Origin of the sequence: Micromonospora sp. PLK6-60 (genome assembly GCF_019890675.1) — a bacterium.
Classification (GTDB): Bacteria; Actinomycetota; Actinomycetes; order Mycobacteriales; family Micromonosporaceae; genus Micromonospora.
In genome coordinates this window covers 31,498-56,774 of the sequence record NZ_JAIOAA010000026.1, presented here as the reverse complement: position 1 = coordinate 56,774, position 25,277 = coordinate 31,498, and the positions used below count along the sequence as shown (strand labels likewise).

At 75.1% G+C, this 25,277-nt stretch carries 27 protein-coding genes; 15 read left to right on the top strand and 12 right to left on the bottom strand.

The features are described from left to right. On the bottom strand, nt 1–1,608 hold a 1,608-nt coding region (locus tag K7640_RS28435), incomplete at its 3' end, for an HAD-IIIA family hydrolase (protein ID WP_222958011.1). Nucleotides 1,609–1,778: 170 nt separating this feature from the next. On the opposite strand from K7640_RS28435, the gene K7640_RS28430 reads away from it, so the two are divergent. Together K7640_RS28430 and K7640_RS28425 are read left to right on the top strand one after the other, a co-directional pair. Beyond that, entirely contained in the window at nt 1,779–2,225 is a 447-nt protein-coding gene (locus K7640_RS28430) for an SRPBCC family protein (RefSeq protein WP_222958010.1), read from the top strand. 141 nt (nt 2,226–2,366) lie between these two features. After that, entirely contained in the window at nt 2,367–3,134 is a 768-nt protein-coding gene (locus K7640_RS28425; RefSeq protein WP_222958009.1) for a polyprenol monophosphomannose synthase, read from the top strand. Nucleotides 3,135–3,508: 374 nt separating this feature from the next. Here K7640_RS28425 and K7640_RS28420 read toward each other — a convergent pair whose 3' ends face one another. Then, complete coding sequence (locus tag K7640_RS28420) at nt 3,509–5,107, bottom strand: NAD(P)/FAD-dependent oxidoreductase (protein WP_222958008.1); 1,599 nt, start codon at nt 5,105–5,107, stop codon at nt 3,509–3,511. Between the two features lie 72 nt (nt 5,108–5,179). On the opposite strand from K7640_RS28420, the gene K7640_RS28415 reads away from it, so the two are divergent. Further along, nucleotides 5,180–6,613, top strand: a complete 1,434-nt coding sequence (locus K7640_RS28415) for an aldehyde dehydrogenase (RefSeq protein WP_222958007.1) — start codon at nt 5,180–5,182, stop codon at nt 6,611–6,613. Between the two features lie 63 nt (nt 6,614–6,676). On the opposite strand, the gene K7640_RS28410 is transcribed toward K7640_RS28415, so the two are convergent. Next, on the bottom strand, nt 6,677–7,099 hold the full coding sequence (locus K7640_RS28410; RefSeq protein ID WP_222958006.1) for a ChaB family protein: 423 nt from the start codon (nt 7,097–7,099) through the stop codon (nt 6,677–6,679). Nucleotides 7,100–7,252: 153 nt separating this feature from the next. Here K7640_RS28410 and K7640_RS28405 point away from each other — a divergent pair, with 153 nt between their 5' ends. The 4 genes from K7640_RS28405 to K7640_RS28390 all read left to right on the top strand — a co-directional run bounded on the left by K7640_RS28405 (nt 7,253) and on the right by K7640_RS28390 (nt 9,620). Continuing rightward, on the top strand, nt 7,253–8,233 hold the full coding sequence (locus K7640_RS28405) for a YihY/virulence factor BrkB family protein (protein WP_222958005.1): 981 nt from the start codon (nt 7,253–7,255) through the stop codon (nt 8,231–8,233). Nucleotides 8,234–8,320: 87 nt separating this feature from the next. Further along, entirely contained in the window at nt 8,321–8,737 is a 417-nt protein-coding gene (locus K7640_RS28400) for a DUF2795 domain-containing protein (protein ID WP_222958004.1), read from the top strand. A gap of 55 nt (nt 8,738–8,792) precedes the next feature. After that, nucleotides 8,793–9,254, top strand: a complete 462-nt coding sequence (locus K7640_RS28395) for an SRPBCC family protein (protein ID WP_222958003.1) — start codon at nt 8,793–8,795, stop codon at nt 9,252–9,254. A gap of 105 nt (nt 9,255–9,359) precedes the next feature. After that, entirely contained in the window at nt 9,360–9,620 is a 261-nt protein-coding gene (locus K7640_RS28390) for a hypothetical protein (RefSeq protein WP_222958002.1), read from the top strand. A 190-nt stretch (nt 9,621–9,810) separates the two neighbouring features. Here the strand turns inward: K7640_RS28390 and K7640_RS28385 are convergent, their stop codons facing one another. Further along, nucleotides 9,811–11,169 carry a sugar MFS transporter gene (locus K7640_RS28385; protein WP_222958001.1) on the bottom strand — a complete coding sequence of 453 codons (1,359 nt, stop codon included), beginning with the start codon at nt 11,167–11,169 and terminating at the stop codon, nt 9,811–9,813. Nucleotides 11,170–11,330: 161 nt separating this feature from the next. Between K7640_RS28385 and K7640_RS28380 the strand changes: the two genes are divergently transcribed. Then, nucleotides 11,331–11,543, top strand: coding sequence for a hypothetical protein (locus tag K7640_RS28380; protein ID WP_222958000.1), 213 nt, complete (start codon nt 11,331–11,333; stop codon nt 11,541–11,543). Here the strand turns inward: K7640_RS28380 and K7640_RS28375 are convergent. Continuing rightward, complete coding sequence (locus tag K7640_RS28375) at nt 11,540–11,989, bottom strand: hypothetical protein (protein WP_222957999.1); 450 nt, start codon at nt 11,987–11,989, stop codon at nt 11,540–11,542. The genes K7640_RS28380 and K7640_RS28375 overlap by 4 nt on opposite strands. Nucleotides 11,990–12,154: 165 nt before the next feature. On the opposite strand from K7640_RS28375, the gene K7640_RS28370 reads away from it, so the two are divergent. Continuing rightward, complete coding sequence (locus K7640_RS28370; RefSeq protein WP_222957998.1) at nt 12,155–12,520, top strand: DUF6401 family natural product biosynthesis protein; 366 nt, start codon at nt 12,155–12,157, stop codon at nt 12,518–12,520. Between the two features lie 64 nt (nt 12,521–12,584). Here the strand turns inward: K7640_RS28370 and K7640_RS28365 are convergent, their stop codons facing one another. Beyond that, the gene (locus K7640_RS28365; protein ID WP_222957997.1) at nt 12,585–13,454 is read right to left on the bottom strand and encodes a hypothetical protein; all 870 of its coding nucleotides are present in this window, start codon (nt 13,452–13,454) and stop codon (nt 12,585–12,587) included. Between the two features lie 190 nt (nt 13,455–13,644). Between K7640_RS28365 and K7640_RS28360 the strand changes: the two genes are divergently transcribed. The 3 genes from K7640_RS28360 (at nt 13,645) to K7640_RS28350 (ending at nt 17,993) form a co-directional block, all read left to right on the top strand. Next, complete coding sequence (locus tag K7640_RS28360) at nt 13,645–15,801, top strand: SpoIIE family protein phosphatase (protein ID WP_222957995.1); 2,157 nt, start codon at nt 13,645–13,647, stop codon at nt 15,799–15,801. A 10-nt stretch (nt 15,802–15,811) separates the two neighbouring features. After that, nucleotides 15,812–16,489, top strand: a complete 678-nt coding sequence (locus K7640_RS28355; RefSeq protein WP_222957994.1) for an HAD family hydrolase — start codon at nt 15,812–15,814, stop codon at nt 16,487–16,489. Between the two features lie 208 nt (nt 16,490–16,697). Then, on the top strand, nt 16,698–17,993 hold the full coding sequence (locus K7640_RS28350) for a sodium:proton antiporter (RefSeq protein WP_222957993.1): 1,296 nt from the start codon (nt 16,698–16,700) through the stop codon (nt 17,991–17,993). A gap of 55 nt (nt 17,994–18,048) precedes the next feature. Here the strand turns inward: K7640_RS28350 and K7640_RS28345 are convergent, their stop codons facing one another. Continuing rightward, on the bottom strand, nt 18,049–18,990 hold the full coding sequence (locus K7640_RS28345) for an NAD(P)/FAD-dependent oxidoreductase (protein WP_222958018.1): 942 nt from the start codon (nt 18,988–18,990) through the stop codon (nt 18,049–18,051). Nucleotides 18,991–19,082: 92 nt separating this feature from the next. Here K7640_RS28345 and K7640_RS28340 point away from each other — a divergent pair, with 92 nt between their 5' ends. Next, on the top strand, nt 19,083–19,298 hold the full coding sequence (locus K7640_RS28340; RefSeq protein WP_374198138.1) for a DUF3072 domain-containing protein: 216 nt from the start codon (nt 19,083–19,085) through the stop codon (nt 19,296–19,298). Here K7640_RS28340 and K7640_RS28335 read toward each other — a convergent pair. From K7640_RS28335 to K7640_RS28325, 3 genes are all read right to left on the bottom strand, one after another. Next, on the bottom strand, nt 19,292–19,801 hold the full coding sequence (locus K7640_RS28335) for a metallophosphoesterase (protein ID WP_222957991.1): 510 nt from the start codon (nt 19,799–19,801) through the stop codon (nt 19,292–19,294). The two genes, K7640_RS28340 and K7640_RS28335, sit on opposite strands and share 7 nt — an antisense overlap. 305 nt (nt 19,802–20,106) lie before the next feature. Continuing rightward, complete coding sequence (locus tag K7640_RS28330) at nt 20,107–20,886, bottom strand: glucose 1-dehydrogenase (protein WP_222957990.1); 780 nt, start codon at nt 20,884–20,886, stop codon at nt 20,107–20,109. Beyond that, nucleotides 20,883–22,724: a glycoside hydrolase family 15 protein gene (locus K7640_RS28325; RefSeq protein WP_222957989.1), complete on the bottom strand. Its 1,842-nt coding sequence runs from the start codon at nt 22,722–22,724 to the stop codon at nt 20,883–20,885. The genes K7640_RS28330 and K7640_RS28325 overlap by 4 nt, the downstream gene beginning before the upstream one ends. Nucleotides 22,725–22,846: 122 nt before the next feature. On the opposite strand from K7640_RS28325, the gene K7640_RS28320 reads away from it, so the two are divergent. Then, entirely contained in the window at nt 22,847–23,434 is a 588-nt protein-coding gene (locus tag K7640_RS28320; RefSeq protein WP_222957988.1) for a general stress protein, read from the top strand. A 53-nt stretch (nt 23,435–23,487) separates the two neighbouring features. Here the strand turns inward: K7640_RS28320 and K7640_RS28315 are convergent, their stop codons facing one another. After that, on the bottom strand, nt 23,488–24,075 hold the full coding sequence (locus K7640_RS28315) for a DUF1684 domain-containing protein (RefSeq protein ID WP_222957987.1): 588 nt from the start codon (nt 24,073–24,075) through the stop codon (nt 23,488–23,490). Between the two features lie 20 nt (nt 24,076–24,095). Continuing rightward, nucleotides 24,096–24,653 (bottom strand): GNAT family N-acetyltransferase, encoded by a 558-nt coding sequence (locus K7640_RS28310; RefSeq protein WP_308042815.1) that lies wholly within the window; start codon nt 24,651–24,653, stop codon nt 24,096–24,098. A gap of 141 nt (nt 24,654–24,794) precedes the next feature. On the opposite strand from K7640_RS28310, the gene K7640_RS28305 reads away from it, so the two are divergent. Continuing rightward, entirely contained in the window at nt 24,795–25,277 is a 483-nt protein-coding gene (locus K7640_RS28305; protein ID WP_222957986.1) for a MarR family winged helix-turn-helix transcriptional regulator, read from the top strand.

The following is a 25,277-nucleotide window of genomic DNA, read 5'->3' as shown; positions in this document are numbered from 1 at the left end:
CAGGCAGGGGTGGCCGGGGATCGGGCAGCGGGCCGCCCGGGTGTCCCGGCAGGGTGCCCCGGCGTCGCCGAGCCGGACGGCGGGCACCCGGTAGGGGCCCCACTGTCCGTACGGGACGGTGGGGGCGAACAGGCTGACCACCGGCACGCCGAGCGCCGCGGCCACGTGCGCCGGCCCGGTGTTGCCGACGACCAGCGCGCCCGCCCCGGCGAGCACCCCGGCGAGGTCGGCCAGCCCGGTACGGCCACCCAGGTCGACGCCCGCGTCGCCGGCCACCCGGGCGGTCAGCTCCCGCTCGTCCGGGCCGCCGGTGACCACCACCCGGTACCCGCCGGCGGTGAGCACCCGGACGATCCGGGCGGCCAGCTCGGGCGGGCAGGCCCGCGCCTGGACGGTGGAACCGGGATGCACCACCAGGTAGCCCGGGCCGCCCAGCTCGCGCGGCGGCGGCGGCACGGCATCCGCCCGCAGCCGCAGCCCCGGCCCGTCGTCGGCGGGGAGGGTGAAGCCGGTGGCGGCGGTGAGGGAGAGGGCGCGTTCGGGTTCGGGTACGCCGGGTGGGACGCGGTGGCGGGTGTCGAGGAGGCTGCCGGGGTAGTCGTCGCTGATGGCGGCGATGCGGGGAACGCCGGCCATGCGTAGCAGTAGGGCCAGGGGTAGGGGTGACTGGTGGTAGCTGGTGAAGATGACAGCTTCGTCGGCGCCGATGGTGGCGAGTTGTCGGGTGAGGGCGTGCATGTCGTCGGGGTTGACGGGGGCGGGGTCACCGTCGATCCAGGGCAGGGGCCATTCGATGATGTGGTCGATGCCGGGGAGCAGGTTGGCGGCGGCGCGTCCTTGGGGGCCGCAGAGTAGGACGACGCGGTGGGCGTGGGCGGCGACGGCGCGGATGGCGGGGCCGGTGACGAGGACGTCGCCGGCGGAGTCGCTGCGGGCGACGAGGACGGTGCCGGTACGGCGGGGCCGGGTGGGGTGCAGGGCGTGCATGCGGCGCAGGATCTCGTCGGCGGCGGCGGGCAGATCCCGGGCGACGGTGGGCGCGGCGTCGATCTCCTCGGGGCGGGTCACCGCCGTCGGCACCAGGATGGCGCTCGCACCGGCCGCACCGGCCGCGATCACGTCCGCACCGATGTCGCCCACCAGCACACACCGCGCCGGCACGGTGCCCAGCGCGCCGGCCGCCGCGTACACCATGCCCGGCGCGGGTTTGCGGCACCGGCAGCCGGCCCGGTCGTCGTGCGGGCAGACCTGCCAGTCGTCGAACGGGCCGAGCAACTCCTCGACCCGCGCGTTGACCCGGGCCAGGTCGGCCGCGCCGAACAGCCCCCGGGCCAGCCCGGACTGGTTGGTCACCACGCCCAGCCGCAACCCGGCCGCCCGCAACCGGTCCAGCGCCTCGCGCACCCCCGGCAACGGCCGTACCTTCTCCGGATCGCCGTTGTAGGGCACGTCCTCCACCAGCGTGCCGTCGCGATCCAGCAGCACCGCGTCGAACAGGAGCCCCGGGGGCGACGCCGCCCCGGCGGGGCGGGCGGACGACGGGAAGGGCCGGTCGAAGCCCGGGTCGACCCGGGCTGACCTGCGCTGATCCTCCTGGTCCCGTCGCACGGGCGGCGGGTTCCCGGGGCCAGGAGGAGTAAACGTGGTCCCCGGCGGCGGCGACAGAGCGACGCCGACCCGCAGGACGGCACTGGGTCGGTCCGGCGTTACCCGCCGCCCCGGAGAAGCTAACCCGGTCGTTCCGTTACCGGCGTCCGGACGGGGGGTATGAGGTGTCCGTGGCGATTGTGGAGAAAGTAATCGACGCCTCCCCCGAGCAGGTGTTCAAGGTCCTCGCCGATGGGTGGACGTACAGCGACTGGGTGGTGGGCACGGCCCACGTCCGGGACGTCGACGACGACTGGCCCCGGGTGGGCGCCCAGCTGCACCACCGGGCCGGGCCGTGGCCGTTCTCCCTCCAGGACGCCTCCACGGTCCTGCTCAGCGACGCGCCGCACCGGCTGGTGCTGCGGGCCGGGCTCTGGCCGGCGGGCGAGGCGATCGTCTCGTTCGCGCTGGAACCGGCCGGCCCCGGCGCCACCCGGGTACGCCTCGGCGAGGACTTCGCGGCCGGGCCGCTGCGCTGGGTCCGCAACAAGCTCAACGACCTGGTGCTGCACCAGCGGAACAAGGAGACGTTGAACCGGCTCGCCGACATCGCGACCCGGCAGAAGTCGGACGAATGACCCAACCGGGCCACGGCGCCACGTCCCACGCCGCACGCTGACGGCGGCCGCCCCGCCCGCCGTGCGGGGAGCCTCGACACGCGCCGTGTCGCCACTGGCTACCCTCTCAGGGAAACCTTTTGGCGAACCGAGGAAGTCGTGATGATCGAACCCGTGCAGTTGCCCTCGCCGTGGCGGGACGCGCGCCTGACCGTCGTCGTGCCGACGTACAACGAGGCGGGCAACCTCCCGGCGCTGGTCGAGCGGCTCCTGGCGCTCCCGCTGCCCGGGCTCAAGGTGCTGGTCGCCGACGACAACTCGCCGGACGGCACGGGTGAGGTGGCCGACAAGCTGGCCATCGAGCACCCGGAGCGGATCCAGGTGGTGCACCGCGCCGGCAAGGAGGGCCTCGGCCGGGCGTACGTCGACGGGATCGGCCGCGCCCTCGACGGCGGCGCGGAGTACGTCGCGCAGATGGACGCCGACCTGTCGCACCCGCCGGAGGCGCTGCCCGGCATGCTCGGCGCGCTGCTCTCCACCCAGGCCAGCGTGGTGATCGGCTCCCGGTACGTGCCCGGTGGCGAGCTGGACGAGAACTGGCCGCTCTACCGCCGCGCGCTCAGCGGCTGGGCCAACCTCTACGTGCACACCCTGCTGCGGGTGCGGATCCGCGACCTGACCGCCGGCTTCAAGATCTGGCGCGCGGACGCGCTGCGCGACATCGGGCTGGACCGGGTCCAGTCCAACGGCTACAGCTTCCAGGTGGAGATGCACTACCTGGCCACCAAGCTCGGGCACACCATCCTCGAGGTGCCGATCCGGTTCGAGGAGCGGCGCGACGGCGCGTCGAAGATGACCACCGCCACCAAGGTGGAGAGCGCGCTGATGCCGTTCATGCTGCGCAGCCGGCACCGCAACCTGCCGCGCTGAGACCTGCCGCCCCTCCGGCCCGGGCACCGTTCGTCACGTCGGGTGACGACCGCGCCCGGGCCGCCTGCCGTCTCGGCTTCCTTTGCTCTGCTGCCGCCCCGGCAACACCTCACTGAGCTGCCCTTCTGCCGGCGTCCGTCGGGCCGTGCGGGCCGACGTCGGCACGCAACGTGACGGTGTTGCGCCGGCGGCAGCAGAGCAAAGGCGCGCCAGCGGGTGTCGGCCAAGGCGGCCGCACGACGCGACACCAGGGACGGCCAGGGCGGCCGGGAGGGCCAGGGCGGCGCGGCGCGCGGGCAAGGGACGGGCTTCGGCGAGCGGACGTGCCAGGCGAGCGCCGAGCCGGCGCGGTGGCGAGCGACGTGGCCGGCCGGTCAGCGGTAGACGGCGCGGTGCGCCGCGCCGATGACGCCCGCGTAGAGGCCGCCGGTGACGGCCCGGTCCCGGGCCAGGGCCGCGCGGGCGGCGTTCGCGCCGGGCGCGCCGTGCACGCCGCCGCCCGGGTGGGCCGAGGCGCTGGCCAGGTAGAGCCGGTCGACCGGGGTGTCCGCGCGCCCCAGGCCGGGGACGGGCCGCAGGAACAGCTGCTGGTACGCGGCGGCGGTGCCACCGCCCAGCGCCCCGCCGACCAGGCTCGGTTCCGCCGCCTCCAGGTCGGCCGGCCCGGCCACGTGCCGGCCGACGACCAGCGAGCGGAACCCGGGGGCGGCGGCCTCCAGCACGTCCTCCATCCGGGCCACGTGCGCGACGACCTCCTCGGCCCGCCAGCTCCGGCGGAACGGCAGGTGGGTGTAGGACCAGAGCGACTCGGTGCCGGGCGGCGAGTGGCTCGGGTCGGCCACCGACATCTGGCCCACCAGCAGGAACGGGTCGGCCGGCACCTCACCCCGGGCCAGCGTGGCGGCATAGCTGGTCAGCCCGTTCAGATCGGCGCCCAGGTGCACCGTGCCGGCGGTGGCGAGGGCCGGGTTGGTCCACGGCACCGGCGCCGAGAGCGCCCAGTCGACCTTGAGCGTGGAACCGTCCCACCGGAAGTGGGCCAGGTCCTCCACCAGCCGGGGCGGCAGCGCGGCGGCCCCGACCAGGTCCAGGTAGAGCGCGGGGGCCGGCACGTCGGCCAGCACGGCGCGCCGGGCCCGCCAGTGACTGCCGCCGACGGTGCGCACGCCCATCGCCCGACCCCGGGCGGTGAGCACCCGGTCCACCCGGGCGCCGTAGAGGATCCGGCCGCCCCGGGCGACCAGCCGGGCCACCAGCGCGTCGGTGATCTTCTGCGCCCCGCCGACCGGCACCGGCCAGCCGACCTGCTGACCGAGCATGGCCAGCAGCCAGCCGTACACCCCGGAGCCGGCCTCCTCGGGGGAGAGGTCGGTGTGCAGCGCGCAGCCGGCCAGCAGCACCGGCCCGCCCTCGCCCTCGAAGAGCTCGCCGCCGAGCTTGCGGACCGGCACGAGCAGCCGGCGGGCCAGCCGCAGCGCGCCGGCCACCCGTAGCCGCCCCAGCAGCGTCAGGCCGCCGCGGACCGGCGGGAACGGGGTGGTGATCAGGTCCAGCATCGGCCCGGCCACGGTCTGCCATTCGGCGTACGCCTGCTCCCAGCGCTTCCCGTCGCCCGGGGCGAACTCCTCCAGCGAGGCCGCGGTGGTGGCCAGGTCCCGGTTGAGCACGGCGGCCCGGCCGTCGGGCAGCAGGTGGGCCAGCACGTCCGGGGCCTCGGTCCAGGTCAGCCCGTGCCGGTCCAGGTCGAGCGCGCCCAGCACCGGCGAGGCGTAGCCCAGCGGGTAGAAGGAGCTGTAGAGGTCGCTGAGGTAACCCGAGGCGGTCACCTGGGCGGAGCGCACCGCCCCGCCGGGCGCCTCGGTCGCCTCCAGCACCAGCACGTCCCAACCCGCGTCGGCCAGCAGGTTGGCGGCCACCAGGCCGTTGTGGCCCGCTCCGATGACGACCGCGTCGGCGGCCTCGGTCGAGGTCATCCGATCCGCCTACCCGGCCGGTTACCGGGCGAAACGCGTTTGCCTCGCCGGGACCGGGGCATCCACCGCCACATGTACAGGGTTGAACAGCTCATCGGTGGAGTGTGGGGCGCGGGCGGCGAAGGGGGCGAGTTGGTCGTGCACGACCCGGCCGACGGCTCCCCGGTCAGCACCGTCCCGGTGGCGACGGCGGACGAGGTGGCCAAGGCGGTGGAGGCGGCGCGCGGCGCCGCCGCGGACTGGGCGGCGACCCCGGCCGCGGAACGGGCGGCGGCGCTGCACCGCGCGGCGGGCGCGCTCGCGGACGCCGCCGACGAGGTGGCGGCGGCGGTGACCGCGGAGATGGGCAAGCCGCTGGGCGACGCCCGGGGCGGGGTCGAGGCGGGCGTCGGCACGCTGCGACAGTACGCCGAACTGGGTCCGCTGCGCGGCGGCCGGACCCTGCACGGCGGCGGCGACGCGATCGACTTCATGGCGCCCGAGCCGCGCGGCGTGGTCGCCGCGATCACCCCGTGGAACGATCCGGTGGCGGTCTCCTGCGGGCTGCTCGGCGCCGCCCTGGTCACCGGCAACGTGGTGCTCTACAAGCCGAGCGAGCGCACCCCGGCCACCGGCTGGCTGCTCGCCCGGATCCTGGACGGGGCGCTGCCCACCGGGGTGCTCTCCCTGCTGACCGGGGGCGGCGAGGTGGGCGCGGCGCTCGCCGGGCAGCCGGTCGACGTGGTCGCCCACGTCGGCTCGACGGCCACCGGCCGGGCGATCGCCGTGGCGTGCGCCCGCACCGGCGCGAAGGCGCTGCTGGAGAACGGCGGCAGCGACCCGTTGATCGTCGACGCGGGGGTCGACCCGGTGTGGGCGGCCGAGCAGGCGGCGATCGGCAGCTTCGCCAACGCCGGGCAGATCTGCGTGGCGGTGGAGCGGATCTACACGCACCGGGACGTGGCGGAGGACTTCGTCGAGGCGCTGGTCGAGCGGGCCGGCGCGCTGACCGTGGGTCCGGGGCGGGACGCGGCCACCGAGCTGGGCCCGCTGGTCGACCGGCGGCACCGCGACCACGTGCACGGGCAGGTCACCGCCGCGGTGGCCGAGGGGGCCCGGCTGCGCATCGGCGGCACGCTGCCGGAGGGCGCGGGGGCGTTCTACCCGGCCACGGTGGTGGCGGACTGCCGGCAGGAGATGGCGCTGGTCCGGGAGGAGACGTTCGGGCCGGTCGCCCCGGTGGTGGTGGTCGACTCGTTCAGCGAGGCGCTGCGCTGCGCCGCGGACTCGCCGTACGGGCTGGCGGCCACGGTGCTCACCGGCTCGATGAGTCACGCCCAGCGGGCCTGGCGGGAGCTGCCGGTGGGCACGGTCAAGGTCAACGCGGTGTTCGGCGGCGCGCCGGGTGGTGCCGCGCAGCCACGCCGCGGCAGCGGCCAGGGCTTCGGGTACGGCCCGGAGCTGCTGGACGAGTTCAGCACCGTCAAGGCGGTGCACCTCCAGGCGCCGGGCGGCGGCCACTGGTGACGGGTACGCCGGAGCCCGGGACCGCGCGGGTCCCGGGCTCCGGTGCGTCGTACCGCTGGCTGCTCAGCGCCCGCCGCGGGCCTTGCTCTGCTCGCGGGCCTTGGTGGTCTGCCGGTTGTTCGCCTTCTGGATCGCCTTGACCAGTTCCGGCTTGGTCATCCGGGACCGGCCCGGCACGTCCAGCTTCTTCGCCACCTCCATCAGGTGGTCCTTCGGGGCGTTGGCGTCCACCCCGCCGGCCGTGAAGGCCCGCCGGGCGGGACCGCCACCGGCGGCCTGCTGGTCGCTGGGGCCCTTGCGGCCCTTCGGCTCCCAGTGGTCACCGACCTTCTCGAACTCGTGCTTCACCGCCGCGAAGGCGGTGCGGTGCGCCCGCTCCCCCTCGCCGTACGTCTCGACGGCCGAATCGTGCGTCTTCTCCCAGGTCCGCTGCGCCTTCTCCGGGGAGCGCCGCAACGTGCTGGGCAGTACCTCGCGCCCGGGCATGTCGTCCTCCTCCGCGTCGATCCTTCCCGTTGACGGTTCCCCCGGCCGGCACCGGCAAACTCCCGCGCCGGGTTTGTCGATTTCCGGCCCCGGGTACCGCCGAACGCGAGCCGGATGCCCTGTCGTCCGGCCGCCGGGTGACAGGGGGCGGTCATGGCAGCGACGACGGAGCCGACCGCGACGCCCGGCCCGGCCCGGCGGCGGCTCCCCCACCGGGTACGCCAGCTGAGCTGGCCGACCTGGCGCGGGGTGCTGACCCGCAGCGGCCGCAGCTTCGTCAAGGACAACTGCGCCGACTGGGCCGCCGCGCTTACCTACTACGGGGTGCTGGCCCTCTTCCCGTCCACCATCGTGGTGGTCGCCCTGGTCGGCCTGGTCTCCGACGGGGAGCGCACCGTCGACACCGTGCTGGACCTGGCCCGGGACATCGGCGCGGGCTCGGTGGTCGGCAACGACAGCTTCGTGACCGTGGTACGCGGGGTGGTCGAGCAGCGCAGCGGCGCGAAGGTGCTGCTGAGCTTCGGTCTGCTCGGCGCGCTCTGGTCGGCGTCCAACTTCATCGGCGCGTTCACCCGGGCCTCCAACGCCATCTACGGGGTCGAGGAGGGCCGGCCGGTCTACCGGCTGCGGCCGATCCAGATCGGTCTGGCCGCGCTCTCCCTGCTGTTGCTCGCGGTGGTGGCGACCGGGCTGATCGTCAGCGGCCCGGTGGCCGACGCGGTGGGTGACCTGATCGGCGCGGGCGGCCTGGCCCGCACGGTGTGGGGCGTGGCGAAGTGGCCGGCGCTGGCGATGGTGGTGATGGTGCTGCTGTCGCTGCTGTTCTGGGTCGCGCCGAACGTGCGCCAGCCCCGGTTCCGCTGGCTCACCCCCGGTGGCGCGGTGGCCCTGGTCTCCTGGGTGCTGGTCTCCTTCGGCTTCGGCCTGTACGTCGCCAACTTCGGCTCGTACGACGTGACCTACGGCAGCCTGGGCGCGGTGATCGCCTTCCTGGTCTGGCTCTATCTCTCCAACTGCGCGCTGATGCTGGGGGTGCAGATCAACGCGGAGTTGCAGCGGGGGCGGGTGTTGCAGAGCGGGGCGGGCGATCCCGGCGAGCCGATCCTGCCGGCCCGGGCGCCGGCCGATTCGTGACGGGTTTCCTCCCGGTTCGGGGTCCGATGACCGGCCCGGCCGGCCGTCCCCGGTTTACCGGCGGCCCGCTCGGGCATGTCTGACGGCATGGAACGAGGCAACAGCAAGCACTCGCCCAGGGTCGACGACAACATGGCCCAGGACGTCGAGGGTCTGGTGCAGGGGCCGGGTACCGGCGGCTCCCGGGTCGAGGAGTTCCGCCAGCCGGAGCCTGCCGGGGAGGACCAGCCGGAGCCGAAGACCGTCCCGCGCGGCGCGCTGCGCAGCGGCAACCCGCAGGGGATGAGCTCGGACGACGTGGAGGCGCGCAGTCGCCTCGGCCGGTTCATCACGATGACCGCCCTGCCCGGGGACCGGGAGGCGTTGCTGGCCAACGCGCGGGAGAACCAGGCGCCGGCGGACATCGTCGACGCGCTGGGACGCCTGCCGGAGGGCACCCGTTACCAGACGATCTCCGAGGTGTGGGCCGCACTCGGGCACAGAAACGAGACGACCCGCTGGTGAGGGTGGGCCGGCCCACGGCCACCCCGTGCCGCCAGCGGTCAGAGGAGGAACCTGCATGAGTGGCGTTGTCGAGCACGTGGACGTCGCGGTCCCGATCCGGACGGCGTACGACCAGTGGACCCAGTTCGAGGAGTTCCCCCACTTCATGGAGGGCGTGCAGGAGGTCCGGCAGCTCTCCGACACCATGACCCACTGGACGGTCGAGATCGCCGGGGTGAAGCGCGAGTTCGACGCCGAGATCACCGAGCAGCTGCCCGACGAGCGGGTGGCCTGGAAGTCCACCGGCGGCACCCAGCAGGCCGGCGTGGTGACCTTCCACCGGCTGGACGAGGGCCACACCCGGGTCACGCTCCAGATGGACTTCGAGCCGCACGGCGTGGTCGAGCAGGCCGGCGACAAGCTCGGCGTGGTCGACCGCCGGACCAAGGGCGACCTGGACCGCTTCAAGCAGTTCATCGAGCGGCGCGGCCAGGAGACGGGCGCCTGGCGTGGCTCGGTCGACCGTCCCACCCCCTGACCCTCTCCCCCATCACCCAACCGCGCACGACGGCCGCCGGTCCCCGGCGGCCGTCGTCGCGTGCGCGGCCCGTTTGCCCGCCCGCCGCCCGGGTACCGGACTCAGATGACGGACAACGACAGGGTGTGGCGCGACGAGCAGCAGACCCCGCTGGGCGAGTTGGACCGGGCCATCGCCCGCTCGACGATCGACGGGCAGGCCGACGACGCGACCGGCAACGACGCCGGCGAGGAGGCCGCCTTCGGGCACGGCCCCGAGCCGGTGGACCGCGGCGCCGGGCCGGCGGCCGAGCGGCGTGAGATGACCGACACCGAACGGGCGTACCGCCCGTCGACCACCGGACGGACCGGCCCCGACACCATGTGACGTTCCCGCCACCGCCGATCCGGCCCGCCGGGCTCACCTCGGCGCCGCGGACCGGTCCCCGCCCGGCGATGGCCCGCCCTGCGGCATCCGGGCCGATCCCCGCTCGTGGATGGCCCACTCTGCGGCATCCGGGCCGCAGCCGACCGGCGAGGGCTCAGCCGGCAGGCCAGGTTCAGCCGGCAGGCCAGGTTCAGCCGGTGGCCGGGCGGGTCGGGGGCCGGCCGGCCAGCAGGTGCAGCAGCAGGAGCAGCACCGCCAGCCCGGTCATGGCCGGCCCGAGCAGCGTCACCGAGGTGTGGCTGAACAGCACGCCGAGCCCGGACGGGATCAGCGCGGCACCGATGCCGGCCGCGCCGATCTGCAGCCCGATGGTGCGGTCGGCGTGCGCGGCGCCGACCCGCTCGGCGGTGGTGAGGGTGAGCAACGGGAAGACCGGCGCGGCGGCGAAGCCGACGACGAACAGGCCGGCCGCGGTGAGCCACCCGGGGCCGGGCAGCGCGACGAGCAGGGCGCCGGCCGCCATCCCGACCAGGCTGGCCCGCAGCACCTGGGCGGTGCCCAGCCGTTCGGCGACCACCCCCTGCACCACCCGGCCGACGAAGAGGCTCCCCCAGTAGCCGGAGACGCAGAGCCCGGCGGTGGCCGGCGCCAGGCCGCGCCCCTCGGTGAGCAGCAGGAACGCCCACAGGCCGGTGCTGACCTCGATGGCCACGTACACCGCGAACGCCAGTCCGCCGAGCCAGACGGCCGGCAGCCGCAGCGTGTCCCGGACCCGCACCGGCGCGGAAACGGTGGCGGGCGCGGGCGCGGCGGTGACCACGCCGGTCGCGGCCGGCCCGTCGGAGCCGGCCGGCCCGTCAGCGGCGGTCGGGGCGCTGGTGGCGGCCGGGCCGTGGGTGGGGACGGGGGTGGCGGGGGTCGCCAGACCTGGGGCGGGACTGTCGCCGACCTGCCCGCCGGGCCCGGCCGGCGCCGGTGTCCGGGCCAGCCAGGCGCGTACGGTCAGCGCGAACGCCGCGGCGAGGGCCAGTTGCGCGGCGGCGACCAGCCCGTACCCCCAGCGCCAGCCGAGCCCGGCCCCGATCACCGCGGTCATGATCAGTGGGCCGATCGCCACCCCGAGCCCGAAGCAGGCGTGCATCCAGTTCATGTGTCGGGGGCCGAAGGCCCCGGCCGCGTACGCGTTCAGGCCGGCGTCGACCGCGCCCGAGCCGAGCCCGAGCACCAGCGCGCAGCCGGTCATCAGGGCGATCCCCGGCGAGGTGGCGTACCCGGTGAGGGCGAGGCTGGCCAGCAGGGTGCTGACCGCGAGCAGCCGGCCCACGCCGAGCCGGGCGAGCGAGAACCCGGCCAGCACGCTCGACGTGAGGTACCCGACGGTGCCCACCGTGATCAACAGGCCGACCGTCTCGGTGGGCAGCGCGAACGTGGTGCGGATGGACGGCCAGCCGACGCCGAGCAGGCCGTCGGGCAGGCCGAGGCTGACGAAGGCGAGGTAGGCCAGCAGGAGCAGCCCGGCGCGCGGTCGGGCGGGCGTGGTGACGGACACGCAAGACCCTAACGCCGGCCCCACCGAGAACAGCAAGCGGCGGCACCGACCACCCCCGAAGCGGCAAAAACTGCGGGACGGTCGTCCGAAAAAGCGGACAGGTCATCCAGAATCGGCGCGACGGGCTCCGGCATCCCGGGGCGTCGCGTAAGACTTTCGGAATGCAACAGGGCTCCGGCATCCTCAACCCTCGTCAGCGTCGCCTGGCCTGGCTCGGCTTCCTGCTCGCCGCACTCCAGGCGCCCGTCGCCGCCTGGCTGGTCTCCGACGACTCGTGGCTGTTCAGCGTCTGCGTCGCACTGATGGTGGCCACGGTGATCATCGTCGACGACGCGAAGCGCCGCCAGCCGGAGAGCGCGGGCGGGGTCGACTAGGCCCCGTCGCCGGGGCGCGCCTCGTGCCCCGGGCGGCCCCGGGTGCGCCGCCGCTCCTTCATCTCCGCCTCGTACAGGTGCCGTCGCCCGCCGACGAGTTCGTCGCGGGCCTGCCGGTCCAGTTCGCGGAAGAGCGCGTGGTAGCCGTCGTCGAACTCCTCGACGAGCTGGAACGTCCACCGGCCCGCGATCACGTTGCGGCCCAGCAGCTCCTGGGAGATCCGGTCGGCGATCCCGGGGTGCCCGGCGTCGTCGAACCGCCGCACCGCGTCGTCGAGCAGCAGGTCGGCGTGCCCGACCAACTGGTGCAGCGCGTAGAGGTGGCCGCGGGCCCGCTCCGCCGTCTCCAGCGCCTCGCTGAGCTTGCCCAGGGCCGCGACCGTCTCGTCGCTGACGCCGGCGGGCCGCCGGTGCGCGGCGTCCGGACCGTCCCCGTACTGTCCCATCCGTGCCTCCCGGTACCCGCCGCGCCGGATCGCGCCCGGCTCCCTTTTGCCCAGCCGGCTCCGGATCAATCCCGGCGGACGAGGTCCGGCCGCCGGCCGGGCCGAGGGCGGACCGGCCGTGCGGAGGACGCCGGCGGGGTTACCCGGCCGTTAACCTGACTCCTCATGCGAGTGCCGTATCCCCGGGTGACGACCGGTACCGCCGGGCACGCGGCCCGGTCCACCCTCACGCTGCTCACCGCCTCGGTCGGCGCCACCGGCCTCGCCGCGGCCGCCGCCCGGCCGGGCCTGCTGGCCCTGGTCGACCAGCACGCCGCGGCCGTCCGGGACAGCCTCGACGGCGACCGCCGGCCGTTGACCCCGGCGGCCCTGGCCGGCTACGCCGAAGGGGTACGCGCCGCCGCCCTGGAGCACGGCTGGCGCCCGCCCGCCGACACCGCGACCGCCTGGGCCGAGCCGGACTGGACCCTCACCCGGCTGCTGGCGATCTGCGCGCTGACCCGCTCGCTGGACCCGCGACACCTCGCCTGAGCGTGGGCAGGGCGGAGGGCGCCCGCGACCACTCGCGGACACCCTCCGGGTCGCACCCGACCGGTCAGCCGTTGGGCCGACCGAACTGCTGGGTCTCGTCGCCCGAGGACCGGTACGTGCCCTGCTGGCCGCCCCGGCCGCCGGTCATCGACGTCTCCGGCATCACCTGGGTCGGCTGGCCACCCCGGTCGGCCATCTGGCGCTCGTAGTCGCCGCGCCCGGCGCCCTGCCCGGCCCGCTGCTCGCGCATCGCCCGGGACTCCGCCTCGAGGCGGTTGAGCCAGCCACCCCAGCGTTCCTGCATCGGCTTCACCAGGCCACCGCCGAGGCCGACGATCAGGATGCCGGCCACCGTGGCGAGCACCGCGACCAGCACCGGCGTGGTCACCGTGGTGGCGATGCCCACCTGGTTCAGCGCGGCGATCACACCGAGCGCCAGGATGAAGATCGCCGTCAGGTCGGCCAGCACCCGGCCGTACGACAGTCCGCCGAGGGCGCCGGTGACCAGGTCCCGCACCGCGTTGGCGATGGCGGCGGCGACGACCACGATGACGATCGCGATGAACGCCCGCGGCAGCCACGAGATCACGCCCCGGATCAGGTCGCTGATCGCGTTGGGTCCCCACACCCCGAAGGCGAACTGCAGGGTGAACAGCAGGACGGCGTAGTACGCCAGCCTGGCCAGGATGTCGCTGGCGTCGTACTTGGTGCGTTCCAACGCGCGTCTGATGCCGCCGCGTTCCACGGCCCGGTCGAAGCCGACCCGTTCGAGCGCCGCGTCCACGATCTTGAGGACGGCTCGGGCGATGAGCCAACCCACCACGAGGATCACGATGAATGCGATGGCCCTCGGGATGAAGAGCAGTACCGACTTCCAGAACTCGGTCAGGGCGTAGCCGATGTCGGCCTGCCCGATCGCGAGGGTTTTCGGCATGATGTCCCTCCTGTCGCATGGATTAGCGCCGCCCGCTTACCCCCTTGCTCCGGTGGCACGCCGCGACGGGCACCCAGAATTTCCCGACATCTCCCGCGAAAGCCGCCCTGACCTGCGACAACAGGGCAGCCGGAGCCGGCCGGCCGGCATGATCGCAACGGGGTACGCACGCTGCGGATAGGCTGCGGACATGCCAGGCACGGTCGGGCGAGTACCCACGCCATCCACTCCCGTTCCGCCGCAGCCCCCCACGGGCGCCGGCGCCGCGGGGGCGGTGCTCGGCCACCCCTGGGCCCGGACTCCGCTCGGCCCGCTCGAGAGCTGGGACCCGGCGATCCGGGCCGTGGTCGACGTGCTCCTCGCCGCGCCGGTGCCCATGTGCCTGCTCTACGGCGACGACTTCCTGATGCTCTACAACGACCGGTACGCCGAGGTGATCGGCCCCCGCCATCCCGGCGCGATCGGCCGGCCCGCGGCGGAGGTGTTCGGGGAGGTGTGGCACAGCGCCGGGGCGGGCGAGGTGGTCGAGCGCAGCTACCGCCGCGGTGAGCCGTTCCTGGAGCGGGAGGCCGTGCTGCCGATCCACCGCGACCTGGGCGCTCCCGGCGGGGCGACCTTCACCCGCTGCCACTCCCCCGTCACCGACAGCGCGGGGCGGGTCGCCGGGGTGCTCACCGTCCTGGTGCAGACCGGTCAGGTCACCCAGCAGTTGCAGAGCGTCAGCGACTTCGCCGCCGCCCTCGCCGGCACGCTCACCCTCGACGACGTGGCCCGGGTGACCCTGCGCTACGCGCTGGGCTCCTTCGACGCCGACCGGGTCTCCTTCGTGATCGACGAGGGCACCAACTGGCGTACGGTCCGGCGGGTCCGGGGTGAGCTGCTCGACGAGGCCGACGAGCGGCTGCCGCCGCTGTGGCGCCGGGCCGTCGCCGACTCGTCCGCGCCGGTGGTCGCCACCGCCCGCAGCGGGGTGCCGTTCCTGGTCACCGACGGCCAGCCGCTGCGGGAGGCCGCCGTGGACCGGCACGACCAGAAGATCCGGGCCCTGGCCGCCCTGCCGCTGCGCTCCGGGGTGATCCGGGGTGCCCTGGCGATCGGCTACCAGACGCCGCACACCTGGACCGGCACCGAGCGGGCGCTGCTGGCCGCCGTGGTCGAGCTGGTCGGCCAGGCCGCCGAGCGGGCCCGCCGGTTCGAGACCCAGCACGGCACCGCCCAACTGCTGCAACGCAGCATGCTGCCGGAACACCTGCCGGCCCTGCCCCGGTTGCGCGTCGCCGCCCGCTACGACCCCGGCGTCGACGGCAACGCCGCGGGCGGGGACTTCTACGACGCGTTCACCCTGCCCACCGGCGGGCTGGGCGTGGTGCTCGGCGACGTGGCCGGCCACGACGTGCAGGCCGCCGCCCGGATGGGCCAGGTACGCGCCGCGCTGCGCGCGCTGGCGCTCACCGACCCGCGACCGGACGCCGTGCTCGGCGGGCTGGACCGGCTGGTCGGCAGCCTGGCCGCCGAGGCCGGCACGGAGGAGCTCTTCGTCACCGTGGTCTTCGGGCTGATCGACCTGGAGCGGCAGCAGGTGACGCTGGCCAGCGCCGGGCACCCGGCGCCGCTGATCCGCCGCGCCGAGCCGGACGGCTCCGCCACCGCCACGTACGTCGACCTGCCCCCCGGCCCGCCGCTGGGCCTCGGCGGCCGACCCCGCACCGTCACCGTGCCCTTCCCCGCCGGGGACAGCCTGCTGATGTTCAGCGACGGGGTGGTCGAGCGTCGCTGGCAGGGGCTGTCGGCCGGGCTGGACGGGCTGGCGGCGGCGGTCGCCGGCGCCGGCAGCGGCGATCCGCGGGCGCTCTGCGCGGTGGCCAGCGCGGCGGTGCCCGGGGCCACCGAGGACGACGTGGCGGTGCTCGCGGTGGAGCACGCGCTGCGGCCGAGCCGGTCGGCGAGCATGGAGGTGCCCGCCGAGCCGACCGCGCCCAGCCGGGTGCGGCACTGGCTGACCGCACAGCTCACCGAGTGGCAGGTGCCCGAGCAGGTGATCGGTGCGGCGGTGCTGTGCACCAGTGAGCTGACCACCAACGCGCTGCTGCACGCCGGCACCGCCGCCCGGGTGGAGATCGACCTCAGCCCGGAACGGCTGCTGGTCTCGGTCGCCGACTCGGGCACCCGGGGCCAGGTCACCCGAGCCCGGACCGACACGCTGAGCAGCCGGGGACGGGGGCTGGGGCTGATCGAGGAGTTGAGCGACGCCTGGGGCACCGACCCCACGGTGCGCGGCTCGACCGTCTGGTTCGAGATCCTCGTTCCGCCGGCCCCGCCAGGCGTCGGGGGCGGGCTGCCCGGGTAGGAGGAGCACCATGCCCGATCCGAAGCGCAGCGGTGTCCTCTTCGACGTCGACGGAACCCTGGTCGATACCACGTACCTGCACACGGTCGCCTGGTGGGAGGCGCTCCGCCAGGCCGAGCACCGGGTGCCGATGGCGGTCATCCACCGGTCCATCGGGATGGGGTCGGACAAGCTCCTCGACCACCTGCTCGGCGCCGAGCGCGACCGGGACGACGACGAGCGGCTGCGCGACGCCCACGACAGCCTCTTCGCCGGCTGGTTCGAGCGGCTGGCGCCGCTGCCCCGCGCCGCCGACCTGCTGCGCGCCTGCGCCGCCCGCGGCCTGCGGGTGGTGCTGGCCACCTCGGCGGCCGAGCACGAGGTGGCGGCGCTGCGTCGGACCCTGGACGCCGACGACGTGCTGGACACGGTGACCTCCTCCGCCGACGCGAAGGAGAGCAAGCCCGCGCCGGACATCCTGACCGCCGCCCTGGACCAGGCCGGGCTGGACCCGGCCGAGGTGGTCTTCGTCGGCGACTCGGTGTGGGACGTGGCGGCCGCCGGCAAGCTGGACATCCCCTGCATCGGGCTGGCCTGCGGCGGCACCAGCCGGGGTGAGCTGGCCGGCGCCGGCGCCGTGGCCGTGTACGACGACCCGGCGGCCCTGCTGGCCGGGCTGGCCGAGAGCCCCATCGGCGCGCTGCGCTGAGCGGCCCCCGCCGCCGACCCGGACCACCACGCTCAGCGGCCCCGCCGCCGACCCGGACCGCCATGCTCAGCGGCCCCGCCGCCGACCCGGACCGCCATGCTCAGCGGCCCCGCCGCCGACCCGGACAACCACGCTTAGCGCGGCCCGCCACGGGGCAAGGTGTGACACCACTTCCCCCGAGCCTCGGCGGAGTTCGAAAGGCGGTGTCGTGGAACCGGTAGATGTGGCGCTCGCGGTGTTCGGCGTCGGCGCGCTCCTCGCGGGAATCCTGCCCCGGGTGCTGGAACGCCGGCCGCTGTCCATGCCGATCGCCTTCCTCGGGTTGGGCATGCTGGTCTTCCTCCTTCCCGTGGGGCTGCCGGTGCCCGACCCCCTGCGGTTCAACTCGCTGGCCACCCACCTCACCGAGATCGGGGTGATCGTCGCCCTGATGGGCGCGGGCCTGAAGATCGACCGGCCGCTGAGCTGGCGTCGCTGGTCGTCCACCTGGCGGCTGCTGGCCATCGCCATGCCGCTGTGCATCGCGGCGGTGACGCTGCTCGGCTGGTGGTGGGCGGGCCTGGTGCCGGCCACCGCGCTGCTGCTGGGCGCCGCGCTCGCCCCCACCGATCCGGTGCTCGCCTCCGACGTGCAGGTCGGCGAGCCGACCGACGTGGAGGACTCCGAGGACGAGGTGCGCTTCGCCCTCACCTCCGAAGCCGGGCTCAACGACGGGTTGGCCTTCCCCTTCGTCTACGCGGCCATCGCGATCGCCAGCACCGGCCTCGCCCCGGCGGGCTGGTTCGCCGAGTGGTTCGGGGTGGACGTGCTCTACAAGCTCGCCGTCGGGGTGGGCGGGGGCCTGCTGGTCGGCTGGCTGCTCGGCAAGCTGTTCTTCCGCGCGCCGAGCCAGCTCCGCCTGGCCCGGCACGCCGAGGGCTTCCTGGCGCTGGCCGCCACCTTCCTGGCGTACGGGCTGGTCGAGGTGATCGGCGGGTACGGCTTCCTGGCCGTGTTCGTGGCCGCCCGGGCGATCCGGTCGGCGGAACGGACCCACGAGTTCCACGCGGTGCTGCACGACTTCGCCGAGCAGACCGAGCGGCTGCTCACCGTGATGCTGCTGCTGCTCTTCGGCGGGGCCCTGGTCGGCGGGCTGCTCGCCCCGCTGACCTGGCCGGCGGCCGCCGTCGGGCTGGCCCTGATCTTCGTGGTCCGGCCGCTGGCCGGGTGGCTGTCGCTGCGCGGCGCGCCCGGGCGACCCGCCGAGCACTGGGTGATCTCGCTGTTCGGCATCCGCGGCGTCGGCTCGTTCTACTACCTGGCGTACGCCACCACCAAGGCGGACTTCCCGCAGGCCGAGCTGGTCTGGGCCACCCTCGGCCTGGTGGTGCTGGTGTCCGTGGTGATGCACGGGATCGCCGCCACCCCGGTGATGCAGCTGCTGGACCGGGCGGGCGAACGCACCGCCGAGGCGGCGGAACCCGGCGACCCCCGCACCCCCGCCCCCGCCGCAGCAACGGGCTGAGGTGAAAGGAGGGGCCCCTTATTAACAGACGTCTGTTAATAAGGGGCCCCTCCTTTCACCCGAGCCGGGCGGCGAGGCTGCGGCCGAGGTCGCGCCCCGACCGCCAGGCGGCCTGCACCCGGGACCGGCCGCCGAAGGCGTCCCCGGCCAGCCCGATGCCGTCGTCGTCCAGGTGGTGGGTGCGGTCCGTCGGGCCCGCCACCGGCCGGGCGTACGTCCAGCGGTGCACGTGCACCAGCTCCGCCGGCTCGGGCAGGCCGAGCAGGTCGCGGACCGCCTCCTCGATCGCCGGCCCGGCCGCGGTGGGCTGGGTGAGGTGCCGGCCGGCGAACTCCGCGGTGGTGTGCGCGACCAGCACGGGCGCGTCGTCGCCCCGCCGGTCGCCGTCGTCGCAGACCAGGGCGAGCAGTGGGTGGTCGTTGACGAACGCGCCGCGGAAGTCGGCCCAGGCGCGGCCCGGGAAGCGCAGCACCGCGCTGAGCGCCGGCGCCCACCGCTGCGCCTGCACGGCCCGGGTGGCCTCGGCCAGCGCCGGGTCCAGCAGCAGCGCCGCCTGCGGGCCGGGCATCGCCAGCGCCACCGCCGCGCACCGCCGGCCGTCGACGGCCGGCCCGGGCTCGACGCCGAGCACCAGCCGGTCGACGGTCACCGGCAGCTCCCCGGCCAGGTGCTCGACGAGGGAGCGCAGCCCACGCGGCGCCGCCCAGCGCACCGGCCCGGGCACCTCGCGACGGCCGTCCGGGCCGTACGCGACGAAGGTGTCGGTCCACTCCCGGGCCAGCCCGGCCGCCCGCCAGCGGTCGACCACCGCGGCGAAGTCGGGATCGTCGACGGTGAAGTAGGCCGCGCCCAGGTCGGCGGGGCGGCCGTCGAAGCGCCGGCTGGCCATCCGGCCGCCCGCCACCCGCCCGCGTTCCCGCAGCTCGACCGGCACCCCGGCCCGGGTCAGCTCCGTCGCGCACGCCACGCCGGCGATACCGGCCCCGACCACCACCACACCCGCGTCCACCCGGTGATCGTATGCGTGGCGCCGGGCATGGAGGCGACATCGCCGGGGTACTGGACACCTGTTCGAAGAGAGGATGGATGATGACCGACCGCAACCAGCGCAACGCCAGCCCGCAGGGCGCCATCAAGGACCCGGACGAGTGGGTGACCGGCGAGGAGCCGCCGACCGCGGCCCAGGAGTCGTACCTGCACACCCTGGCCCGGGAGGCCGGCGAGGAGGTGCCGGACGGGCTGACCAAGGCCGAGGCCGCCAAGCGGATCGAGGAGCTGCAGGCGGAGACCGGCCGGGGTCAGTGAGACCCGCGCGGGGGCAGGCGGTGCAGTTCGACCTCGTCGAGCCGCCCCGCCGCCACCCGCGCGGTCAGGTACGTGGCGTACGGCTGGGCCCGCCGGTCGGTGGGCGAGCCGGGGTTGAGCAGCCGCAGACCGCCCGGCGCGACGCTGTCCCACGGGATGTGCGAGTGGCCGAAGACCAGCAGGTCGCAGTCCGGGAACCGGGCGGCGCACCGCTGCTCCCGGCGCTGCTTCGGCCCGGTCTCGTGCACCACGGCGACGCGCAGCCCGCCCAGCTCGACCCGGGCCACCTCGGGCAACCGGGCGCGCAGCGGCGGGCCGTCGTTGTTGCCGTACACCCCGACCAGCCGGCGCGCCCGGGCCTGCACGGCGTCCAGCAGCGCGACGTCCACCCAGTCGCCGGCGTGCAGCACCACGTCCGCCGCGTCGATCGCGGTCCAGAGCGGCTCGGGCAGGTCCCGGGCGCGCAGCGGGACGTGCGTGTCGGCGGTGACCACGAGGCGCATGCCCCCATCCTGCCCGCCCGGCCGCGCCCGCGTCACCGCGCGGCCATGCCCCTGGCCTCCCGGCCGCGACCTGCGGCATCTGGTGCCGTCCCCGCGCCGGGAAGCACCACCTTGCCGCATCCCGCGCCGCCGCCGCCCGGCCGCGCCCGCATCACCGCGCGGCCGTGCCCTCTGGCCTCGCGGCCGCGACCTGCGGCACCTGGTGCCATCCCCGCGCCGGGAAGCACCACCTTGCCGCATCCCGCGCCACCGCCGCCCGGCGCGAGGGCCGGGCCCGCCCGGCGTGAGGCCGTGGGACGGGCGTGTCAGGCGCCCTGGCCCTGGTTCTGCATCAGCCCGCCGTCCATGAAGTACGTCGACCCGGTGACGTAGTCCGCGTCGTCGCTGGCCAGGAAGACGGCCAACTTGGCGATCTCCGCCGGCTGCGCGGCCCGCTTCCAGGGGATGCTCTGCACCTGCTCCTCCAGGTACTTCGGGTCGTCGATCGCGCGCTGGTTGAACGGGGTGAGCACCATCCCCGGGCCGATGTTGTTGACGTTCATCCGCATCGGCGCGACCTCCAGCGCCAGGCTCTTGGCCAGCTCCAGCATGGCGCCCTTGCTGGCGTCGTAGTCCGCGCCGCCGGCCCGGGCCACCTCCTGGTGGATGGAGGTGATGTTGATCAGCCGGCCGCCGCCGCCCTGCTCCCGGCGGTGCCGGACGAAGCGGCGCGAGCAGAAGAACATGCCGTAGACGTTGGTCCGGATGCACCGGTCCCAGGTTTCGGTGTCCAGGTCGGCCACCGGGATGCCGGAGGCGTCCACCCCGGCGTCGTTGATCAGGATGTCCAGCCGGTCGAACTCGGCGAGCGCCTCGTCGAACATCGCCTCGACCTGGTGCTCCACGCTGATGTCCCCCTGCACCACCACCGCGCGCCGGCCGGCCTTCTCGATCTCGGCCCGGGTGTGGTTCGCACCCGCGTGGTCGTGCAGGTAGTGCACCACCACGTCGGCGCCCTCCCGCCCGAACTCGATCGCGGTGGCCTGCCCGATCCCGGAGTCCGATCCGGTGATCAGGGCCGTCTTCCCGTCGAGTCGTCCGGTCATCGGCGTGCTCCCTTCGTCGCCGCCGCGCCGGTCGGCACGGCGGGTGCCGCGGTGGGCCGTCCCGCCCGCTCCGCGGCCTCGGTGAGCCGGCCCGCGGCGTTGATCAGCCCGATGTGCGAGAAGGCCTGGGGGAAGTTGCCGAGTTGCTCGCCGGTGGCCTGGTCGATCTGCTCGGCGTAGAGCCCCAGGTCGTTGACCCGGGCGGCGAGCTGGTCGAACAGCGCCTCGGCCCGGTCCAGTTCACCGGCCAGCGCCAGGCAGCTGACCAGCCAGAACGAGCAGATGACGAAGCCGGCGGGGTCGCCGGCCCAGCGTCGCAGCAGGCCGTCGTGGCCCAGCCGGCGCTCGATCAGGTCCATGGTCGCGCGCATCCGCGGGTCGTCCGCGGGCAGGAACCCCACCAGCGGCATGCCCAGCACCGACGCGTCGAGCTGGTCGGAGTCGAACGCCCCGGTGTACGCCCCGACCCGGTCGTTCCAACCCCGGTCGAGCACCGCCGCGCGCACCTCGTCGCGGGCGGCCGCCCAGCGGGCCACGTCGGACGGGTCACCGAGCCGCGGTCCGAAGCGGACGGCCCGGTCCAGCGCGGTCCAGCACTGCACCTTCGAGGACACGTAGTGTCGCTCGGCGTCCCGCGCCTCCCACATGCCGGCGTCCGGGCGGCGCCAGTCGACGGCGGCCCGGTCGGCCATCCCGCGCAGCAGCTCGCGCACCTCCGGCGCCATCGGGTCCAGGTAGTGCCGCATCAGCCAGGCCGCGTCGAGGATCTCGCCCAGCACGTCCGTCTGCCGCTGGGTCCAGGCGTCGTTGCCGACCAGGACCGGCCGGCTGCCGGCGTACCCGGGCAGGTGGCGCAGGGCGTGTTCGGTGAGGTCGCGCTCGCCCTGTACGCCGTACATGATGGGCACCGGCTCGTCGCCGATCACGCCCATCGCCCGGGACACCCAGGAGAACTGCCGGTTCGCCTCGTCCGGGCAGGCCGCCCGCCAGAGCGCCTGGAGGGTGAGGCTGAAGTCGCGTACCCAGACGAAGCGGTAGTCGTAGTTGCGGTCGCCGCCCAGCTGCTCGGGCAGCGAGGTGGTGGCCGCCGCGACGACCGCGCCGCTCGGCCCGTAGGTCATCCCCTGCACCACCATGGCGCTGCGCCGCACCTGGTCACGGTGCCGGCCGCGGTAGTCGTGCAGCGCGGCCCAGGACCGCCAGCCGGTCACCGTCTCGGCCACCGCCCGGCCCGCGTCGGGCAGCGCGGGTTCGCCGCCGCCGTAGGTGGGCGCGAACCCGAGGGTGAAGCCGTACGTCTCGCCGGCCCGGACGGTGAACTCGGCGCTCGCCGCGCCACCGGCGCAGTCCAGCGGCGCGTCGCCGCGCAGCGCCAGCCGGTCCGCGCCGGCGGTGGCCCGGACCACTCCCCCGTCCTCGGTCAGCAGCGCGGTGACCTGGCCGTACTCGAAGCGCGGCCGGTACTCCAGCCGGACCGGCACCGCGCCGGAGAGGCCCGACACCACCCGGACCAGCACCCCGGGCGACCGGACTCCGACGTCGTGCCCCCGCGCCCCGGGCTCCAGCGCCAGGGCGTCGGTCACCGCGACCGACCCCTGCGGGGTGTCGAAGACGGTACGCAGCACCAGCGTGTCGTCCAGGTAGGAGCGTTCGGTGCGGAAGTCGCCCGCCGGCCGGATCGACCAGTGTCCGGCGTCGTCGCCGAGCAGCCGGCCGAAGACCGAGGCCGCGTCGAACCGGCCCGGGCACCACCAGTTCACCGACCCGGCCCGGTCGACCAGCGCCGCGCTGCGGCCGTCGGCCAGGAAACCGTGCTCGCTGATCCGTCCGCTCTGCACGGCAGGGGTTACCCGCGGCCGCCCGGGAGCATTCGCGCAGCGGGCCGGCGGATCACTCGCCGGTGGCGGGTTACCCCTGCGCGTCGGCCGGGAACCCGGGCAGCTGACGAAGGAGGATGCTCATGACCAGACCCTCTACCCCGACCGCCGCGTGGCGTCCCGGGATGCCGGGCGGCGACAACCTCCCGTCCGGTCCGGCGGGACGGCCGGCCGCGCCCAGCGGTGACGGCCACGGCCCGCAGGCCGGCCCGCCGACCGTGACCATCGGCTCGTACCCGGACTATCCGTCCGCTCAGCGGGTGGTGGACTATCTGGCCGACAACCGGTTCCCGGTGGAACGGACGTCGATCGTCGGCACCAACCTCACCTTGGTGGAGACGGTGCTGGGCCGGATGACCACCGGCCGGGCGGCGGCCGTCGGCGCCGGCACCGGCGCCTGGTTCGGGCTCTTCATCGGCCTGCTGTTCGGCATCTTCACCGCCGGCAACTGGATCGCGGTGATCCTGGTCGGGCTGGTGATCGGTGCCATCTGGGGCGCCGTGTTCGGCGCGGTCGCGCACGCCATCACCGGCGGCCGGCGCGACTTCACCTCGGCCAGCTCGCTACGGGCCGGCCAGTACGCGGTGACCGTCGAGACGGACCTGGCCGACCAGGCCCGGCAGCTGCTGGGGCGGATGCACCTGACGCCCACCGGCGCGACGGCCCGCTGAGGCCCCGTACGGCTACGCCCCCGGCGCGGTTCGCGCCGGGGGCGTCGGCGTCGTCAGCCGGGCCAACTCAGCTCGCCGGCCCGGATCGGCACGTCGACCTGGTTCTCGGGCGGCGCGAGCGGGCAGGCCCACCGGTCGTCGTAGGCGCAGGACGGGTTGTAGAGGTAGTTGCCGTCCAGCCGCACCCGGTTGCCGGGCAGCACGGTCAGGCCCCGCCCGAAGGTGCCCTTGACGGTGTCGGTGAGGTACCGGCCGCCGCCGTACGTCTCCCGCCCGCTGGTGCCGTCGCGCACCGGCACGAACAGCCCACCCCCGTACGCCTCGATCCACCACAGGCTGAGCTCGCCCCACGGGGTCTGCGCCACCGCGACCCGCCGGTAGCGCACCGTCCCGTCGGGCCCGCCGGTGTCGCCGCTCAGCTCACCGGCGGCGGGGCGCAGTGGCGCCTCCACCACGGCGTCCGGGTTCGGCGGGAACCAGGGCAGGCCGGTGAAGCCGGCCCGCCGAGCCGGCGGCAGCGGGCTGCTCGGGTGGCTGGCAAACAGCTCGTCGCGGGCCGCGCGGAAGCCGGCCAGGTCCCGGTCGGAGAGGTAGAGCCGGGCCACCCGCTCCCGCCAGTCGAGCAGGTCGAGATCATCCACCCGTCGACCCTAGGCCATCGCTAGCCGCGAGGTGGCGGGTCGGTGGCGAGCCGGGCGTGCAGGTGTTCGTCGTAGCGCCGGCCGTCGCCGAACCGGAAGGACTCGCGCAGCACCCCCTCGGCGGCGTACCCGGCCCGCTCGGCGACCCGGCAGGACGCGACATTGGGTACGGCGTGCAACAGCTCGACGCGGTGCAGGCCGAGCCGGGCGAAACCCCACCCGGTGAGCGCGGTGACCGCCTTCGCGGCGACGCCCCGGCCGCGCGCCGGGGCCGCGGTCCAGTAGCCGATCTCGGCGTCCTCGCCCCGGATGCGGTGCAGCGACACCGCACCGAGCAGGGTGCCGACGGCGGCGTCGGTGACCGCCAGGGAGAGCGCGCTCTGCTCGTCGGGGTCGCTTCGCCGGCGGATCCACTCGGCGGCGCCCGCCTCATCGGTGACGCCCTGCGGGTTCCACTGGGCGATCGCCGGGTCGGCGAGCGCGGCCAGCACGGCCGGGGCATCGGTGGGCTGCCAGGGGCGCAGGGCCAGGCCGGGGGCGGTGAGTTCGACGTGCTCCACGGCACGGGAGTCTCGCACGCCGGCGCTCCGGGCGCCGCTCCTTACCCGGAGCGGAGCCACTTCAAATTCGAAGGAATACGTCGGACCTACCGCTGGTTGTGCAGCTCGCCTGCCGGCTGCGGCGGTTGTTAAATTTTGAAGGAGTGCTATCGTGGTGACGTGACCGAGAGCCTGGACCGCGCGCGGATGGCCTGCTGGCGGGCGTACATCGAGTCGAGCCAGCGGCTGTTCACCCAGCTGGAGGACGATCTGCGCGCCGACAGCGAGCTGAGCTTCGCCGACTACCACGTGCTGGTGCTCCTCTCCGAGGCGCCCGGCCAGCGGCTGCGGATGGGTGAGCTGGCCGACCGGCTGGTCTTCTCGCCGAGCCGGCTGACGTACCAGATCACCTCGATGCAGAAGCGCGGCCTGGTGGCCCGGGAAAGCTGCCCGGGAGACCGCCGGGGCAGCGAGGCGGTGCTCACCGCCGCCGGCCTGCTGACGCTGCGCGAGGCCGCGCCGCACCACCTGCGCTCCGTGCGCAGCCACCTGATGGACGACCTCGACGACGCCGAGGTCGCATGCCTCACCCGGGTCTTCGCACGGCTCGGCCGGCGCCTGCACGCCGACCGCGACGCGTCGTCCACCCCGGCCGACCACTAG

Coding starts and splice junctions, on each gene's coding strand:
- K7640_RS28400 (WP_222958004.1), top strand. CDS start 8,321: ATGGAACGAGGCAACAGCAAGCACTCGCCCAGGGTCGACGACAACATG.
- K7640_RS28320 (WP_222957988.1), top strand. CDS start 22,847: ATGACCAGACCCTCTACCCCGACCGCCGCGTGGCGTCCCGGGATGCCG.
- K7640_RS28395 (WP_222958003.1), top strand. CDS start 8,793: ATGAGTGGCGTTGTCGAGCACGTGGACGTCGCGGTCCCGATCCGGACG.
- K7640_RS28380 (WP_222958000.1), top strand. CDS start 11,331: ATGCAACAGGGCTCCGGCATCCTCAACCCTCGTCAGCGTCGCCTGGCC.
- K7640_RS28405 (WP_222958005.1), top strand. CDS start 7,253: ATGGCAGCGACGACGGAGCCGACCGCGACGCCCGGCCCGGCCCGGCGG.
- K7640_RS28425 (WP_222958009.1), top strand. CDS start 2,367: ATGATCGAACCCGTGCAGTTGCCCTCGCCGTGGCGGGACGCGCGCCTG.
- K7640_RS28355 (WP_222957994.1), top strand. CDS start 15,812: ATGCCCGATCCGAAGCGCAGCGGTGTCCTCTTCGACGTCGACGGAACC.
- K7640_RS28365 (WP_222957997.1), bottom strand. CDS start 13,454: ATGCCGAAAACCCTCGCGATCGGGCAGGCCGACATCGGCTACGCCCTG.
- K7640_RS28375 (WP_222957999.1), bottom strand. CDS start 11,989: ATGGGACAGTACGGGGACGGTCCGGACGCCGCGCACCGGCGGCCCGCC.
- K7640_RS28410 (WP_222958006.1), bottom strand. CDS start 7,099: ATGCCCGGGCGCGAGGTACTGCCCAGCACGTTGCGGCGCTCCCCGGAG.
- K7640_RS28335 (WP_222957991.1), bottom strand. CDS start 19,801: ATGCGCCTCGTGGTCACCGCCGACACGCACGTCCCGCTGCGCGCCCGG.
- K7640_RS28360 (WP_222957995.1), top strand. CDS start 13,645: ATGCCAGGCACGGTCGGGCGAGTACCCACGCCATCCACTCCCGTTCCG.
- K7640_RS28390 (WP_222958002.1), top strand. CDS start 9,360: ATGACGGACAACGACAGGGTGTGGCGCGACGAGCAGCAGACCCCGCTG.
- K7640_RS28330 (WP_222957990.1), bottom strand. CDS start 20,886: ATGACCGGACGACTCGACGGGAAGACGGCCCTGATCACCGGATCGGAC.
- K7640_RS28420 (WP_222958008.1), bottom strand. CDS start 5,107: ATGACCTCGACCGAGGCCGCCGACGCGGTCGTCATCGGAGCGGGCCAC.
- K7640_RS28415 (WP_222958007.1), top strand. CDS start 5,180: ATGTACAGGGTTGAACAGCTCATCGGTGGAGTGTGGGGCGCGGGCGGC.
- K7640_RS28340 (WP_374198138.1), top strand. CDS start 19,083: ATGACCGACCGCAACCAGCGCAACGCCAGCCCGCAGGGCGCCATCAAG.
- K7640_RS28370 (WP_222957998.1), top strand. CDS start 12,155: ATGCGAGTGCCGTATCCCCGGGTGACGACCGGTACCGCCGGGCACGCG.